The following is a 13,792-nucleotide window of genomic DNA, read 5'->3' as shown; positions in this document are numbered from 1 at the left end:
ACTGCGGCCTTTGCTGCAGCCTTCGTGTCGAGCACTCGGATAGTTGCCGCCATGCTTGTCACGCCACCGCGACGATGTTTGTTGCGGTGGTGCCGGTCGACAGGATGCGCTTCGTCTCGATCGGCAATACAGATCCCGCCACGAGACCATTGAACACGACGGTGGCCGTCTTGTTCGTCGCCGGGTCGAACATCTCGCAGGAAAGATTGCCATCGCCACCGACAAAAACGGCTCTCGTCTTCTTTGCGAGTTCGTTGGCATCGCTGGGAGTGACGGACCATGCAAAACCTGCCGGCTGAATTTTCTCAAAAGACATGATGACCCCTTTTCAGGTTGGTGTTGTTTCCGGCTTGCTTTGCGCTCCCATATGGTGAAACACCCATCGAGCAGACAGCACTGGTCCTATCCGTGAGCAAGACCTTGTTCCTCGTACCGGTTGACGAGGCTTGGAATCTCCGCTCACCCATAAAAGGTTAAAGCCCGAGCCCGAGAACCTTCGACAGTCGCAAAAACTCTTCATTTGCGCGACCCAGTTCGTTGAGAGCGTACTCGGCATTGTCGGCCAGGTCGGTGATGATGCCGCCTCCGATAGCCTCCTTCTGACTTTCATCCAGCTGGCGCTGCGTGAATGTCTGGGATATCGACTGCGGGTCCATTGCCCCTTTCCTCTCAGTATTTGGCCATGAAAAAACCGTGCCCTTGCTGACGGGGCTGTGCAAATATTTAGAGTTGAGATTCTTCTGCTTGCGCATACACGATAAGTTTGATTTCTTTGAAATAATTCAACTTCTGGAATCGAGATTTGCTGCATGAAAGACACGCCTCAAGGTATGCGCTTTTCGCATCTCTATTTACGTCAGCCCGAACTACTTCCCGACAGCAAACGTATGCGACGACGGATTGGAACTCTGATAGGGACACTGGGCGACCATCGTTATCTTTCCCGGTTTGGGGGCTATGTTGAAAGCGAGCATGGGATAAGTGTAGTCAACGCTGCTCACAGCAGCTACTGGCCAGGCATTGTAGAAAAGTTTGATCTTCGAGATGTTCTCGATTTGGTTACGAGCGCATACAAGTTCCTATCTGACTTGGACTACCCCAGAGAGGTGACCAGGAGGCGCAACTTTATCGATCAGTGCCGTCGGATATTTCAAGAGGAGCAGGTTAGTTATCGTGTCGACGACGAAGGTGGTGTCCACTTCGCTGTGGATGCAGCCTTTGAAGAAACTCGGGCTTCTACGATCCTAGCTCTGAGCTCAGTTCGTTACACCTCTGTGCGCGCTCTATACGAGCAGGCTTTTTCTCACATGGACCAAAGTCCACCCGATGGTAAAGCCGCGCTTCGCGCATCCTTCCATGCCACGGAATGCATTTTTCGCTTGATGTTCGCCAACTCTCATCAGTTGAGTGCCTCGGAAGTCCAAAAACATCTCGAGCCGTTGGTAAATCGCTTGTATGAGGGACAGAAGCCCGCCACCAACTTGGCGCAAAAGCTTGTGGCTTCGCTCAAGGATTGGATCGATGGTGCCCATTTCTATCGGCATGAGCCAGGCTCGGAAGAGCCAGCACAGCCGCCTATCGAGCTTGCAATCTACATGCTTAGCGAAGCGGGTGGGCATATTCGTTGGTTGGCCAAACTAGACGATATGCATCACAAAGCGTGAAGGAGAACGGTTGTGACGGTTTGGGTGATAACCAAATACGATAGCCTAGAAAAGATCGGATCATGGATGCTGCCAGGCGGCCTCGATGACAGCGAAATTGAAGAAATTCTCCGACGTCTCGTAGCAACTGATCTCAATGCAGACGAGGTGATAAGCGCGTCAAGACCAAAGGGAGACCCTTTGCGATCCTCACATTTAGATAGGAACGGTAACCAGAGGCCAATTTCTTTCGGCAACAACCCCCACTACACGGCGGTCCATGCGAAGGAACGGTCGGCGCCTTAACATTAGGAACCGTTTATTGCGCGGTCCTGTCGTGCCGTGCATTCGTGAGAACCGGCATATGTAACCTTGGGGGATGAGATGGCTGACGATGTTCAAATTAAGGGCGCCTGCAAAGGATATAAACGCGGCGCAGTATTTGATGTCGAAATGGGGAAGAAGTGGGAGCAGACTAGTCACGAGTATGAATACCGGTACCAATACCGTCCGTCTGCACTGCTCGAAACCTCAGGAAGTCGCGGGAGAATTAAGATTGAGGGCCATTCCAGATGGGTTGAAGTGAAGCGGGTTTAGCCAATCTCCCGCTCCGCCGGCAGACGACGAGTACGTTGACATCTGGGTCTATTTTGACTTGCCGTGGGCATACGGAAACGTGGCAGATGGCACCATGCTAGCTCTCTCGTTCTTTGAGGAAAGATGGTGACGCTCTGCCTTGCAGACTATCATCTCACGGCAGCTTCTTCGATTCTGACGACCTAATATTGGGGGACAGTATGGACATTGCAGGTTCCATCGCTGCAGTTACGGCAGCTCTGGGCTTGGTCAAAGAACTTCGCGAAATAGATGCGCAGTACGACAAAGCAGAGATGAAATTAAAAATCGCAGAGCTAACAGAAGCTCTTTCCGACACTAAACAGGGGGTAGCTGATGTTGCCCAAGCCCTTAAGGAAAAGGACGAGGAGATCGACCGTCTGAAAAAGGCCCTTCAGCGCAGAGAAATTACCGTTGAACGACGGGGATATCGATATCGGCAGAACGCTAACGGTGACCCTGTAGGGGACCCATTTTGTCCGATCTGTCTGGAAGAGGGTAATTTCACCCTGACAGCGCCAAGTTATGAAGTGGGCAAGCCATTTAAATGCCCCAGATGCAAAGCCAACTTTGGGCGACTAACGAGCTATCGATATACTGAATGATCTAGGTGCAAGCTTACAGAGGATCGCAATTGTCAATATGCCGGAACAAAAGGTAAGAGATACTCACCACCAACGACAAAACCATTGGCGGCTTCTGCATTGATCGTGCCCAACTCCAACTTACCCCAAGGGGTGTATTTGAAGAACTGATCGTTCTCCGGGCTGCCGGACGTAACAGGTTCGAATGTCAGTGTGAAGCCAGCCTGATTTTCAACGCGGTTGGTGAGTTTGAATTTCGCCGTGCAGATGGGAGCGCTCATGCGCCTTCTCCTTTATTGGCCCAGATACCGTAGGACGCGGGATTGCACATAACGAGAGGATCGTATGGGGCGGCCTCATAGCAACCAGGTGATCAACCCCAGCCCCATCCGCCGCCCCTCTCTCGCTGTGTATTCTTCGATCTGGATTTGATTCGGTTCTCGTCGGAACCATCAGATTCGGCTATGATTTGAGTCTGGAAATTCAAAACCGTCAACGATGATGCTTGATTTAATTTTCGTTGACTCTTCCGACGGTTGCGGAAAACTCTTACAGCAATAAGTGAAATAACGCTCCGACAGCTACCCGATTTAATTTTTATTAATACGCAGATTTTCAAAGCGAAATGCGGAATTTCTCTGCACGCTCAACTCACTGACTTTAAACGACGCAAAATTGCGTCGCCTGAAATCGTCAGAGCAGGCGCGATAGATTTGGCCGCTCTGCGGCGCGTAGAAGGAGGCTCTTGAAAACCCAAGACACCCTCGCCCACCACGACGGTATTCCTTCTGGGCTTCCCTTCGACGGAGGAGAAGTTGCGGAGCAACGACAGAGGTGCGGTCGATCGTCAACAAGTGGAGACCGGTCAAATGCTTACTAATAAACATCTTCCATCCAACATTACGGTCGAGCAGATAGAGGGATAGCTAGATCGCGTAGCTCTTGAAATTGAAGCTCTACGCCCCGAGGATGATCCTGAGGTGTGCCTCCTTTGGTACTCATGGCTGGAGAAGGAGCTCGCTATCGCAAAAGAGCGTAGCTCCACGTAGGAGCGTGCCAGGACTAGAATTCAGACACGCGGCCTCAACATCTAAAAGCCAAAGGCAGGTTCATAATCGCACGCATCGATATCATGCCCCTAAACGGCGATATGCGTCGCTTTGACGATGATGAGAAGGGTACGGATACTATTTTTTGTGGATAGTCGAATTGATTTGGAGGCAATATTCCAGATGGAATTTTCCTTTTTCCTGCAATCACTTGGAGAAAATTGGAAGATATTCCAATTGGAATGAACGGTGCGTTTTTCCGCGACTGGCGAGGCGACATAAAAGCTGACAGGTAGGGCGATCAACCCGTTACTTCGGAGCCGCGCCTTGTCAATCATCACGAAAGATTCAGAGTTCTCGACCGCTTTTTTGTTGTTCGCCCAGTACGGCGGCAAGGCGGTCATTCCCGTCGAAGACGTCTGTGCAGCTTACTTCAGCCACCTGACGCCAGAAAAATTTCTCCGGAAAGTCGGCGCCGGCGAGATCACAATTCCGGTTGTGCGAGCCGAAACGTCCCAAAAATCTCAGAAGGGCGTCCATCTCCAGGATCTCGCGGACTATCTCGACAACCGGCGCGAAGCCGCGCTGAAGGAATTTCGGCAATTTCATCCGCGAGGATACCGATGATGCGCGCCATCAGTCACGGCGTCTTGGAGATGCTTCGCGAGATCGAGGCGCACTATCGCGCAAAGGGAGCGAGCTCGCCTCAAAACGAGATTGCTGACGCATTGGGCGTCAATCAGTCGGCGGTGAGTAAGTGGCTCACGAAAAAAGTCCGTCCAGACAGGCATACAGCCAAGATTATGGCTCTGTATCACAAGACCACGGGCAACGCAGTTCGATTGCCAATCGTTCAGGATCAGCTGCCAGAGGACATCAGAGCCGTCATCGAGATAATGAACAAGTTGAATCTAGACGACCGCGTTTCCGTCCTTGATCACGCGAAATCTCTCTTGTTGAGACGGCGGGCAAGTCTCCGACGCTAAAAATATCATCCGCGCATTTTCGGCTGATGTCCCGAATCCGGCAAATCCATAGATGTTTGGCGGTTTCGCCAACTGACGCGCTTTAGCTATGAACATACGGCCCGGCGGACTTGAGAACGGCGTCACCCAGTGGAGTTAATTTGAACCCTCGTATAGGGCCTTTGCCGAACTCCTTGCGCCCTTCAACCCAACCGAGGTCCATGCACTTCTGCACAGTCTTTGCTCCAACACCAGCTGGCGCTCCCTTCGTCCATTCATAATCATACAGTGAGCTAAGAAATCGGTGCTCTCGCTTTGATATTTTTCTCGGTTTATGCGCCAAAGCGATTTCCTTTACTCTCGATCCTGGAGTTTTCGACCTGCTCAATTGCTTCTGAACTTTTTTCGATCCGACAGATCCTTACCATCCCCGCATCATCGTCGGTTTGGATAAAAATTACTCTTCATCCTTGTTCTGATCAAATAGGTCGCCACCCGGAACGGGCGTTCTTATCAGCAGATCTTCAACATTCTCGAGCAAATCGCGAACGAACGCCGGCAGGTCTTCCGCTTTCACGTATTCGGCTCCGCCTACCGCAGTCTTATAGTTTTGAGCAGCTTTTTCGTACTGATATTTCGTTAGTTCTAACGAGATACTTGACAAAACCTCATCGAGCTTTCGGTTCCAATCATCAGCCTCCCGACTGCGAACAAGACGAATTCCTACTCCGCCTGGCGGAGAATGCTCGTTGTCGCCAATGAACACGACTCCACACCTTTGCAACGCGCCAACGATACTCTCCAATGTTGCCTCTTGGGCACGGAGTACTCCAGTCGTCGTTTCAAGACGTTTGATCGTAGGTAGCGAAACCCCGGAGATTTCAGCTAACGTCGCCTGCTCCATTCGGATAAGCGCTCGCGCCGCGCGCATTTGCTCTGCTGTTATCATGAGAACCTCTGGTATTACGTTTCGATGCTCAAGGTATTGACACACTACGACATAACAGTTAATACTAGGTATATAAAAATGATACCCTGAGGATCAAAAACACGGAAAATCGGATGCTCTTAAACGTTCCAGACCGTCTTTTGACGGCCCGGCAAATTTGCGAAGAGTGGCAAATTAGCCCGGTGACCTTTTACCGATACGTAAAGCAAGGCTTGATCCCGCCTGGAGAACCCGCGGGACTTCGTAGTAAGCGGTGGCGTAAAAGCGTAATCGACGCCTCTTTCGCCAAAATGCAAGACAGCAAATAAACGAAAGGCTCGGCAAAGGCGCCAACCTTCCCGAGCCATGGATCAAATCCTTACCAATCCAAAGGAAAAGAAAATGAACAGCGACGTTCATAGCACCGCCGTGCCCGCAAATCCAGCGCGACCGTATGCTCCCGCGACGTTTACCCCGCCGGCCACCCTTCTCGAGGCGTTGGCGTTCGATCGCGCAATGGAGGCTGATTGGGTTCCAGAGCTGGAACAGCATTTCCTCGCCAATTGGCAAGGGATCGTTGATGGGAAATTCCCGATCACGTCCAACTTTGAAGCGGCGGCCCTGATTCAGAAGATGCTTTCGGAATTTGAGGACTCCGACCCTGATTTTGTTCAGAAAATCAGCCGCCAGGTAATCGACTTTTTGCAAGGTGATCAACCGCAGACACCAGCCCCAAACGCTCGTAGCTAGACGCAGCGGAGGCCACCCGCATGATGCACGCCGCAGCTTACGGCCGCCTAGGCCAGGATCAGAAGATGATTTCCACACAGTCGGGAAAGCCGATGTCTGTCGCGTCGATAGCGGTGACCATCGATGACCACGACGCCCCACCTCAGTGGATCGGTATAGTCGCTTTTGGCAACGCCGCTGAAGCGCTCTCGCGCCACCAGAAGGGCGACATGCTGAGTGTCTCTGGTCGCGTCCAGCGAAGCCGCTGGACAACCGACAGCGGGGAGAAACGGGAACAACTTCAGATCGTTGCAGACTCGGTCATTTCAAGCCGCACAGTTCGTCCTACAGGCGGTCGACGGCGTCCACCGGACCACCAACGAAAAATGTCACATCATCCCGACCTCAACAACGATCTGCCTCTGGACAAGCCCTTCTGATGACCGACGAGTTTAAGAAAAGCAACATCGCTATCATGCAGACGCCATGGATCTGGCGCGCTGCACTTCGTAGGTGCGATCTACCTGCAAGTGCCCTTCGCGTCGGTCTGGCACTCATCGACGAATTTGCAAACAGGGAAAATGGCGCACTCTTCCCAAGTTTCGAAGCCATTGCCACCGCAACTGGATTGCCCGTCCGCACCGTCCGAGCCGGCGTTGACGCCTTGCGAGCGAACGGTCTCATCCACACCAGCAAGTCTCGCTTTGACGGTTCACTCGACTATTTCCTACTGATACGAAGTGACACAAATCTGTCAGTTCGCAACGCTCCCGAAGTGACAGATTCCTGTCACACGAAGGGGCAGAAATCTGTCGCACGAAGTGACATAAATCTGTCGGTCGAAGGGGCAGAAATCTGTCACCTAACCTTAGAACATAACCTTGGAAGTGAACCTGAGAACATAACCTCACGTCGAGTGCGTGGCCCGGCCGATGACGCCTTCGGCGGTCTCCGCTCCGCTTCGACTTTGTCCTCACTTCGTTCGGACTCATCGGCCTCTGTCGATGGGCCGCCTTCAACCGAGACTGATCGCGACGATGATCCTATTCCCCTGCCTGCAACCTACGTCGAGCAGAGCAACTTCATTGTTGAAATGAACGGGCGGAGAAATGCGGAAGCAGCTACGGCAATCCTTGAACGCTGGAGCGCCGATAGGACTATCACGCGTCGCATTGCACGAGAGATAGTTGAAAAATACGAAGCGAAAAGGAGCGCATCGTGAAACAGGATCCTTGGCAGCAGTTGAGCTTGTTTGCATGGGCAGATGCAAGACCTTCTGCCGTCATCCTCGATGCGCGACCGAAGATCGAGCAGCGCATTCGCGCATATATCGTCTGGCTGGCGATGAACGACGTCGACCCGGCGAAAGGTGAAGTCGCGAAAGTTCTGCGCTTGGACCGAAATAGAGGTGCCGCTTAATGTCTGAGCTTGATATCGAGCGTTTTCGTAAGGTCCACGCCCTCATGACCGGCGGCGCAACGGCGGGCGAACGGTCAGCGGCAAAAGCCCGAGCCGAAGCCATGGCGAAAAAAGCCGGCCTGACGCTAGACGAAGCACTACACCGAGCTGATGTTGCTCAAACAAATGCCAAAACCCATTGGGCCGACGACAATTATTGGAATGCATTCTGGCAATTCGCTCAGGAAAACCTGCGAAAAGAAAACGAGCGCAAACAAAAGGCTGAGGAAGAACGACGAGCCGCGTATTGGGCAGAACAGGAACGAAAAGCACAAGCTCGATTCGAAGATGCGGAGCGGAAATTTGGGCCTGCTGATATAGCTTTCGCTGAAACTGAACGCGAGCGCCTCTTGCGGGAGACGTTGGAGCCGATCGCCCTCAGAAAGAACTTCTCGAACGGAGAAGAATACATTTACGGGTTTGGCGACTGGACTGGTCGGGCTCCTTCCAGATCAGTTACAGATATGCTTAACCACGCCTACAAGCTTCCAAGGGATATACTCGGCGCGTGGCAGGAACATCGCGACTGGGATCAGTTATTTGATCGTCGATACGCCTATTACAATGATTACGACAACCCCATCCACGTACTCTGTCGACTAGCGGCGTTGGAGGCAATCCTAGACACCTCACCAGTTCGATGTTGGGGAGATCTCGATCTGCGGATTGCTTGGCAGCGCCTGAAACTGGAACGTTGGTATTCTATCGATGAGCAAACTGAATTTATCCAGAGGCTCGAGGTTGACCTCGAGATCCTTCGAGACTTGGATATCACACGATATTTGAAAACGAAGAAGACTATTCGGCCGAAACGCCAACGCACTACCATTTCTGAAAGACAGGGTGATTTATTCGCACCCTGAGACTGTAAAGCCAATCGTGGCACTCCGAAGACCGAAACAAACTGCCAGTCCCGGGAAACCGGGGCTGGCGTATCTTGGTCAGTTGGAGATGAATATGTTTGTATTCCCTGATGAACTAGCAGCGCTTCGCCGATACCTGGATGGGAAACACGCGGATACGAGTTCCTTCAAATCCGCCAGACACGCCGCATTCGTTGCGTGCCGACTGGCAGAACTTGAGATCAAGTTTCCGAAAGACAAATCGGCATCAATGTTTCCGATTTTGTTGAGGATCCAGCGAGAGCTCCTTAAAAAGCACAAATGGCTCGCCAAGGTCAAAAAAGACAAAACAAAGCGGCGAAACAACAAGCTGACGACTGAGCAACGCGTTGCCGCGTCGAATGCCGTTGGATGGGTTAGAACTGTCGGCGCCGCGAAATTCGACTCCGACGCCGAAGGACGTTATCGCGACAAAAAACTAGGCACTTTCGGACCCGCTTCTGCCGTGAAGAAAATAGACCCGGCTGAATATCTCGCCGAAAAAGAGAAGAGCAAGTCGTGATGGCGAGAACCAGAACGATCGATATTCTCCCCACTTCACTGCCACCATTCGGCGTCAATCGAGAGCAGGCGGCGGAACTCGTTGGCGTCTCGCCAAGCACATTCGACAAAATGGTAACGGCCGGGACTATGCCTCGTCCTCGCATGGCTTCGGCCGGGCGCCTAGTCTACGATGTGACGGAGCTTGCCCAACATTTCCGCCGTTTGCCCCATCAGCCGGGATTTGGCGACAACGACGATATTGACGAAGCTGCATCCGGCAGCAATCCTTGGGACGATGCCTAGACCTCGAAAAAACAACAAGCTTCCGAAGGGCGTCTCCTTCGACCCTGATCGACACGGAAACCCGCGGTATTATTTCCGCGCGGCAGGCAAGCCTAAAGTGCGCCTGCGTGAACAGCCTGGTACAGCAGAATTCGAAAAGGAAATCGCCTGCGCCAGGCTGGGCATCCCCTATGCCGAGCAAAAAGATAACGGTCGCGAGAAGATCGTAGCGCCGGCCAATGGAACGTTGCATTGGCTGGTGGTGGAATACAAGCGCCGCGCCGCCGGCACCATCACCGACAAGACAATGGCTGCTCGGGTAAAAATCCTTGAAGAGGTATGCCGCAGTCTTGGTCCTAAAGGGAAACGCGCTCGGGGCACCCTTCCCTTCGCGTCTATGGAAAAACGACATATCACAGAAATACGCGACGATCTGCGTTCAACGCCGGGTGCGCGTAACGATGTTGTCAAAGCCATAAGTGCCATGTTCACTTGGGCTGTAGAAACGGCAGACCTGCTGAAAGTTAATCCGTGCAGTGGGATCAAGCGACTATATTCCGGTGATGGATTCCACACTTGGACCGAAGAAGAGGTCACGCGCTTCGAAGCAGTTCATCCACCTGGATCTCGTGCCCGCCTCGCATTGAATATCGGCCTATTCACCGGCTTCCGGCTGCAAACCATGGCGATCTTCGGTCGGCAGCATCTATCCGCCGACGGATGGATACGCATCAAGCCAAAAAAGACAGCGAGATCGAGTGGCGTTGATGTGGAGATACCGATTCTGCCGGAACTGCGATCAGCGTTGGAAGAAGGCCCGACTGGCAACCTCACGTTCATCGTAACGGAAAGAGGCACGCCGTTCTCTGTGAAGGGGCTGGGGAATAGGATGAGGAAGTGGTGTGATGCCGCCGACCTGTTTCATTGCTCTATGCACGGTCTGCGTAAGGCGGGCGCAACGCGTGCCGCTGAAAACGGCGCGACGGAAAAGCAATTGATGGCGATCTATGGTTGGACCACCATGGAGCAAGCCGCCTACTACACCGAGAAAGCCAACCGCAAAAAGTTGGCTGAGAAAGGCATGAAGTTTCTTCAGAAGGCGCCGGATAATGGCGCCGGTGGCGAGGTGTTGCCGGTCGTGTCAGAAGAACAAAATATGGACGATTTTGTCTCACCCGCCAAAGGGGTAGCAAAAAGTGAGACAAAGACAGTCAAAAAATACAGCAAAAACAACGGCTGATTTTCGCAGTGTCACGCCCCTAGGGCGTGCCACTTGCCTTCGTGTTCTCCCCCTCGAAAAATACAAAACTGCCGCGCAGATCGCGAATTCGTCTCGCGTGATCAACGCGCCGGAACCGATTCCGGGTCTGCACGTTAGAGTGCTGTCCCCCCGATGGAAGGCAAGCCGGATGAGGCGCCAGCGGGCAAATCGACCGGCTTGCCTTTCCCTCCCAGCCCTTCCAAGGCCTCCGTTCATTCCTGCTGGCAGCAGATGCCAGCTAAGGGTTGGAAAAACACGCCACGGCCCTCGCACGGCGCATGATGACGTTACTGTCGGGCAGCGATAGAGACGCCATTTCAAGGCCTTGGCCAGTCTCGGCGCAGTTTTCCACAGCCTCTTCGGTTTCGGCAAAAAAACTCGTCGTGAAGCGAAAAAAATCAATTTTTCCGCTTGCGGAGCAACCGGAGCCTGACTATAAGGGCGCCACACCACAAGCGCACGCGCCCTTCGTCTATCGGTTAGGACGTCAGATTTTCATTCTGAAAAGAGGGGTTCGACTCCCCTAGGGCGTGCCACTTGCTTCCTCTTCAAAACCAGTTCTCTATATGCAGAACTTCACGTAACGCGTGAGTATTCGGACGCTTGCTGTTTGCGACGCGCGGCTTGCCCCGCTCCTGAAAAATCCCGGCAGTTCCGCAGCCCCGTCAGGGCGCGAAGGCCGCATCCAGAACACGCAGCTGCACACGCCTCTGGCCCTGCCAGAGATCGGCGCCCACGGTGCCTGCAACGTGAATGTTCCTGCCGCGCGCATTCAGGAGCATCTGCCCCAGAGGCGCTTCGGCGGCGCGAAAGGCGATGCCATCCAGCCGCGAGCCATCCATGGCCTCAAGCGTAATCTTGACGTGGGATGTGCCGACGAGCCTCACATCGCGCAGGCGATGTGAGGGCACGGCGAAGATCGGTTGCGAGTGACCCGATCCATAAGGACCGGCCTGCTCCAGCTGGTCGACAAGCTGCAATGTCGCGCCCGAGGCGCCGATGGCGCCGTCGATCTTCAGCACGCTGCTTTCCACCAGCTCGTTCACGGTCTTTGCCGCCGCGTCCTCGAAGAAAGTCCTGAGCTTGCCGAGATTGGCGCGCTCCACCGTCAGGCCGGCCGCCATGGCGTGACCGCCCCCCTTGACCAGCAACCCGGCCTCAACGGCGGCGCGCACCATACGCCCCATATCGAAACCGGTGATCGAGCGGCCCGAGCCGGTGCCCTTGCCGGAGGGATCGAAGGCAATGGCGAAGGCGGGACGGCGGAAGCGATCCTTCAGACGCGAGGCAAGCAGACCGACAATGCCGGGATGCCAGTTTTCGCGCGCAGTCACGATGACGCCCGCCCCGGAGCCATCACCATATTCGAACAGCGCCTCCGCCTCCGCTTCCGCCAGCATGGCGGCTTCCATCGCCTGCCGCTCGCGGTTCAGCTCATCCAACCGCTCGGCGATGACCTCCGCCTGTGAGGCGTCATCGATCGTCAGGAGGCGGCTGCCAAGCGCGGCATCGCCGATGCGGCCGCCGGCATTGATGCGGGGGCCGATCAGGAAACCGAAATGATAGGGTGTGACAGGCCCGCCCAGCCCCGCCTTCTTGAACAGGGCCGCAAGCCCGGCATTGTTCATGTGGCGCGCGGCGATAAGCCCCTTCACCACATAGGCGCGGTTGAGCCCCTTCAGCGGCACCACATCGCATACGGTGGCAAGCGCGACGATATCGAGAAGCGACAGGAGATCGAGCGTGAAAGCCTGCCTGTGCCGCCGGTCCTTCAATATGCGCAGCGTGGCGACCAGCACGAGGAACACCACGCCGGCGGCGCAGAGATGCCCCTGCCCCGACAGATCGTCCTCACGGTTGGGATTGACCAGCGCTACGGCGGGCGGCAGCTCCGTGCCGACCTGATGGTGGTCGATCACCACCACATCCGTTCCCGCATCCCTTGCGGCCTGCAACGATTCATGGCTGGTGGAGCCGCAATCGACCGTCACGATCAGCGTCGCGCCATTGGCGGCAAGCTGCTGCATCGCCGCCGGGTTCGGGCCGTAGCCTTCGAAAATGCGGTCGGGAATATAGATTTCCGGCGTCAGCCCGAAATACGCGAGAAAGCGAAACATCAGCGCGGAAGAGGCAGCGCCGTCGACATCGTAATCGCCGAAGATCGCCACCTTCTCACCCGTCTCGACCGCGCGCACCAGCCGCTCGGCGGCCTTCTCGCAATCGGTCAGCATATGCGGGTCGGGCATCAGCGAGCGGATGGTCGGATCAAGGAACGCCAGGGCGTCATCGACACCCACGCCGCGCCCGGCAAGCACCCGCGCGATCAGTTCAGGAATGGCGTGGATCTGGGACATGGCCAGCGCACGGTTCTGTCCGGCCTGATCCAGCCGCGACACCCAGCGCTGTTCTGTCGCCGACCGCTCCACGCTCAGAAATGCGCGGGCCACGGCATCGGCCGGCTCCATCATTGCCATCCTGTCCCTTCATCCTGTCATGCGCGCATATCCGCGCCTTATAGTTAGAACGGGCTAAATGGCGATGCGGTGTTTTTCAAGCAAAAACGCTTGTCCCGGCTGTCACACCGTAAAAATCGAGAAAAACGGGCTGACGATCGAGACCGCGCCGACCAGCAGCAATAACGAGAAGACAGCCAGCGAACACCAGTTGCGCTCATGCTCGGCCATGTCGAATTCCATGCTGCGAATATTGTCGTTGGCATTATGCGGCCGCACCCGATGATGGGTGACCGGAACGCCGGCGCGCTTGTTGTCCTTGAACAGGATGATCGATGTCACGGCCACGCCTCCCTCGCTTGGTGAACAGGATTAAGCATAGTGCCGAATCGCCTTGTTTTCCAGCGGTTCGAATGCGGCGTCCTCAAATTTTATGGCCA

At 54.6% G+C, this 13,792-nt stretch carries 18 protein-coding genes and 1 tRNA gene; 13 read left to right on the top strand and 6 right to left on the bottom strand.

The features are described 5' to 3' along the window. Positions 1-58 precede the first annotated feature (58 nt). Both JZX88_RS05615 and JZX88_RS05610 read right to left on the bottom strand, forming a co-directional pair. A complete protein-coding gene (locus JZX88_RS05615) occupies positions 59-316 on the bottom strand; it encodes a hypothetical protein (protein WP_206912854.1) in 258 nt (85 codons plus the stop codon). A gap of 157 nt (positions 317-473) precedes the next feature. Further along, on the bottom strand, positions 474-656 hold the full coding sequence (locus JZX88_RS05610) for a hypothetical protein (protein ID WP_206912852.1): 183 nt from the start codon (positions 654-656) through the stop codon (positions 474-476). Positions 657-809: 153 nt separating this feature from the next. Here JZX88_RS05610 and JZX88_RS05605 point away from each other — a divergent pair, with 153 nt between their 5' ends. Beyond that, positions 810-1,664 carry a hypothetical protein gene (locus JZX88_RS05605; protein ID WP_206912850.1) on the top strand — a complete coding sequence of 285 codons (855 nt, stop codon included), beginning with the start codon at positions 810-812 and terminating at the stop codon, positions 1,662-1,664. Between the two features lie 776 nt (positions 1,665-2,440). Next, positions 2,441-2,863, top strand: coding sequence for a hypothetical protein (locus JZX88_RS05600; protein WP_206912849.1), 423 nt, complete (start codon positions 2,441-2,443; stop codon positions 2,861-2,863). Positions 2,864-2,895: 32 nt separating this feature from the next. Here the strand turns inward: JZX88_RS05600 and JZX88_RS05595 are convergent, their stop codons facing one another. After that, positions 2,896-3,123, bottom strand: a complete 228-nt coding sequence (locus JZX88_RS05595; protein ID WP_206912847.1) for a hypothetical protein — start codon at positions 3,121-3,123, stop codon at positions 2,896-2,898. Between the two features lie 1,095 nt (positions 3,124-4,218). Here JZX88_RS05595 and JZX88_RS05590 point away from each other — a divergent pair. Both JZX88_RS05590 and JZX88_RS05585 read left to right on the top strand, forming a co-directional pair. Next, positions 4,219-4,518: a pyocin activator PrtN family protein gene (locus JZX88_RS05590; protein ID WP_206912846.1), complete on the top strand. Its 300-nt coding sequence runs from the start codon at positions 4,219-4,221 to the stop codon at positions 4,516-4,518. Then, positions 4,518-4,877, top strand: a complete 360-nt coding sequence (locus JZX88_RS05585; RefSeq protein WP_206912845.1) for a helix-turn-helix domain-containing protein — start codon at positions 4,518-4,520, stop codon at positions 4,875-4,877. The genes JZX88_RS05590 and JZX88_RS05585 overlap by 1 nt, the downstream gene beginning before the upstream one ends. Before the next feature lie 436 nt (positions 4,878-5,313). On the opposite strand, the gene JZX88_RS26435 is transcribed toward JZX88_RS05585, so the two are convergent. After that, positions 5,314-5,805 (bottom strand): hypothetical protein, encoded by a 492-nt coding sequence (locus JZX88_RS26435; RefSeq protein WP_371741088.1) that lies wholly within the window; start codon positions 5,803-5,805, stop codon positions 5,314-5,316. A gap of 113 nt (positions 5,806-5,918) precedes the next feature. Between JZX88_RS26435 and JZX88_RS26430 the strand changes: the two genes are divergently transcribed. The 9 genes from JZX88_RS26430 to JZX88_RS05535 all read left to right on the top strand — a co-directional run bounded on the left by JZX88_RS26430 (position 5,919) and on the right by JZX88_RS05535 (position 11,435). Continuing rightward, complete coding sequence (locus JZX88_RS26430; protein WP_206912844.1) at positions 5,919-6,113, top strand: helix-turn-helix domain-containing protein; 195 nt, start codon at positions 5,919-5,921, stop codon at positions 6,111-6,113. 73 nt (positions 6,114-6,186) lie between these two features. Then, positions 6,187-6,534, top strand: coding sequence for a hypothetical protein (locus JZX88_RS05570; protein WP_206912843.1), 348 nt, complete (start codon positions 6,187-6,189; stop codon positions 6,532-6,534). Between the two features lie 20 nt (positions 6,535-6,554). After that, positions 6,555-6,953: a single-stranded DNA-binding protein gene (locus tag JZX88_RS05565; protein ID WP_206912842.1), complete on the top strand. Its 399-nt coding sequence runs from the start codon at positions 6,555-6,557 to the stop codon at positions 6,951-6,953. Beyond that, positions 6,953-7,735 carry a helix-turn-helix domain-containing protein gene (locus tag JZX88_RS05560; RefSeq protein ID WP_206912841.1) on the top strand — a complete coding sequence of 261 codons (783 nt, stop codon included), beginning with the start codon at positions 6,953-6,955 and terminating at the stop codon, positions 7,733-7,735. The genes JZX88_RS05565 and JZX88_RS05560 overlap by 1 nt, the downstream gene beginning before the upstream one ends. Further along, entirely contained in the window at positions 7,732-7,932 is a 201-nt protein-coding gene (locus JZX88_RS05555) for a hypothetical protein (RefSeq protein ID WP_206912840.1), read from the top strand. Before JZX88_RS05560 ends, JZX88_RS05555 begins: the two co-directional genes overlap by 4 nt. After that, complete coding sequence (locus tag JZX88_RS05550; RefSeq protein WP_206912838.1) at positions 7,932-8,834, top strand: hypothetical protein; 903 nt, start codon at positions 7,932-7,934, stop codon at positions 8,832-8,834. The genes JZX88_RS05555 and JZX88_RS05550 overlap by 1 nt, the downstream gene beginning before the upstream one ends. Before the next feature lie 94 nt (positions 8,835-8,928). Then, the gene (locus JZX88_RS05545; protein ID WP_206912837.1) at positions 8,929-9,375 is read left to right on the top strand and encodes a hypothetical protein; all 447 of its coding nucleotides are present in this window, start codon (positions 8,929-8,931) and stop codon (positions 9,373-9,375) included. A 183-nt stretch (positions 9,376-9,558) separates the two neighbouring features. Beyond that, the gene (locus tag JZX88_RS05540; RefSeq protein WP_206912836.1) at positions 9,559-10,878 is read left to right on the top strand and encodes a site-specific integrase; all 1,320 of its coding nucleotides are present in this window, start codon (positions 9,559-9,561) and stop codon (positions 10,876-10,878) included. A gap of 482 nt (positions 10,879-11,360) precedes the next feature. After that, positions 11,361-11,435: transfer RNA gene (locus JZX88_RS05535), tRNA-Glu, on the top strand. A 129-nt stretch (positions 11,436-11,564) separates the two neighbouring features. Here the strand turns inward: JZX88_RS05535 and recJ are convergent. Both recJ and JZX88_RS05525 read right to left on the bottom strand, forming a co-directional pair. Next, on the bottom strand, positions 11,565-13,373 hold the full coding sequence (gene recJ / locus JZX88_RS05530; protein ID WP_174029468.1) for a single-stranded-DNA-specific exonuclease RecJ: 1,809 nt from the start codon (positions 13,371-13,373) through the stop codon (positions 11,565-11,567). Between the two features lie 102 nt (positions 13,374-13,475). Continuing rightward, on the bottom strand, positions 13,476-13,700 hold the full coding sequence (locus tag JZX88_RS05525; protein WP_065115759.1) for a hypothetical protein: 225 nt from the start codon (positions 13,698-13,700) through the stop codon (positions 13,476-13,478). Between the last annotated feature and the right edge of the window lie 92 nt (positions 13,701-13,792).

This window comes from Agrobacterium sp. OT33 (assembly GCF_017313365.1).
In the GTDB taxonomy this organism is placed as follows: Bacteria; Pseudomonadota; Alphaproteobacteria; order Rhizobiales; family Rhizobiaceae; genus Agrobacterium; species Agrobacterium rhizogenes_A.
Note: the sequence above shows the minus strand (reverse complement) of the source record. Positions and strands in the feature narration are given on the sequence as shown.

Coding starts and splice junctions, on each gene's coding strand:
- JZX88_RS05605 (WP_206912850.1), top strand. CDS start 810: ATGAAAGACACGCCTCAAGGTATGCGCTTTTCGCATCTCTATTTACGT.
- JZX88_RS05585 (WP_206912845.1), top strand. CDS start 4,518: ATGCGCGCCATCAGTCACGGCGTCTTGGAGATGCTTCGCGAGATCGAG.
- JZX88_RS26435 (WP_371741088.1), bottom strand. CDS start 5,805: ATGATAACAGCAGAGCAAATGCGCGCGGCGCGAGCGCTTATCCGAATG.
- JZX88_RS05570 (WP_206912843.1), top strand. CDS start 6,187: ATGAACAGCGACGTTCATAGCACCGCCGTGCCCGCAAATCCAGCGCGA.
- JZX88_RS05550 (WP_206912838.1), top strand. CDS start 7,932: ATGTCTGAGCTTGATATCGAGCGTTTTCGTAAGGTCCACGCCCTCATG.
- JZX88_RS05560 (WP_206912841.1), top strand. CDS start 6,953: ATGACCGACGAGTTTAAGAAAAGCAACATCGCTATCATGCAGACGCCA.
- JZX88_RS05545 (WP_206912837.1), top strand. CDS start 8,929: ATGTTTGTATTCCCTGATGAACTAGCAGCGCTTCGCCGATACCTGGAT.
- JZX88_RS05600 (WP_206912849.1), top strand. CDS start 2,441: ATGGACATTGCAGGTTCCATCGCTGCAGTTACGGCAGCTCTGGGCTTG.
- JZX88_RS05610 (WP_206912852.1), bottom strand. CDS start 656: ATGGACCCGCAGTCGATATCCCAGACATTCACGCAGCGCCAGCTGGAT.
- recJ (WP_174029468.1), bottom strand. CDS start 13,373: ATGGCAATGATGGAGCCGGCCGATGCCGTGGCCCGCGCATTTCTGAGC.
- JZX88_RS05565 (WP_206912842.1), top strand. CDS start 6,555: ATGATGCACGCCGCAGCTTACGGCCGCCTAGGCCAGGATCAGAAGATG.
- JZX88_RS26430 (WP_206912844.1), top strand. CDS start 5,919: ATGCTCTTAAACGTTCCAGACCGTCTTTTGACGGCCCGGCAAATTTGC.
- JZX88_RS05595 (WP_206912847.1), bottom strand. CDS start 3,123: ATGAGCGCTCCCATCTGCACGGCGAAATTCAAACTCACCAACCGCGTT.
- JZX88_RS05615 (WP_206912854.1), bottom strand. CDS start 316: ATGTCTTTTGAGAAAATTCAGCCGGCAGGTTTTGCATGGTCCGTCACT.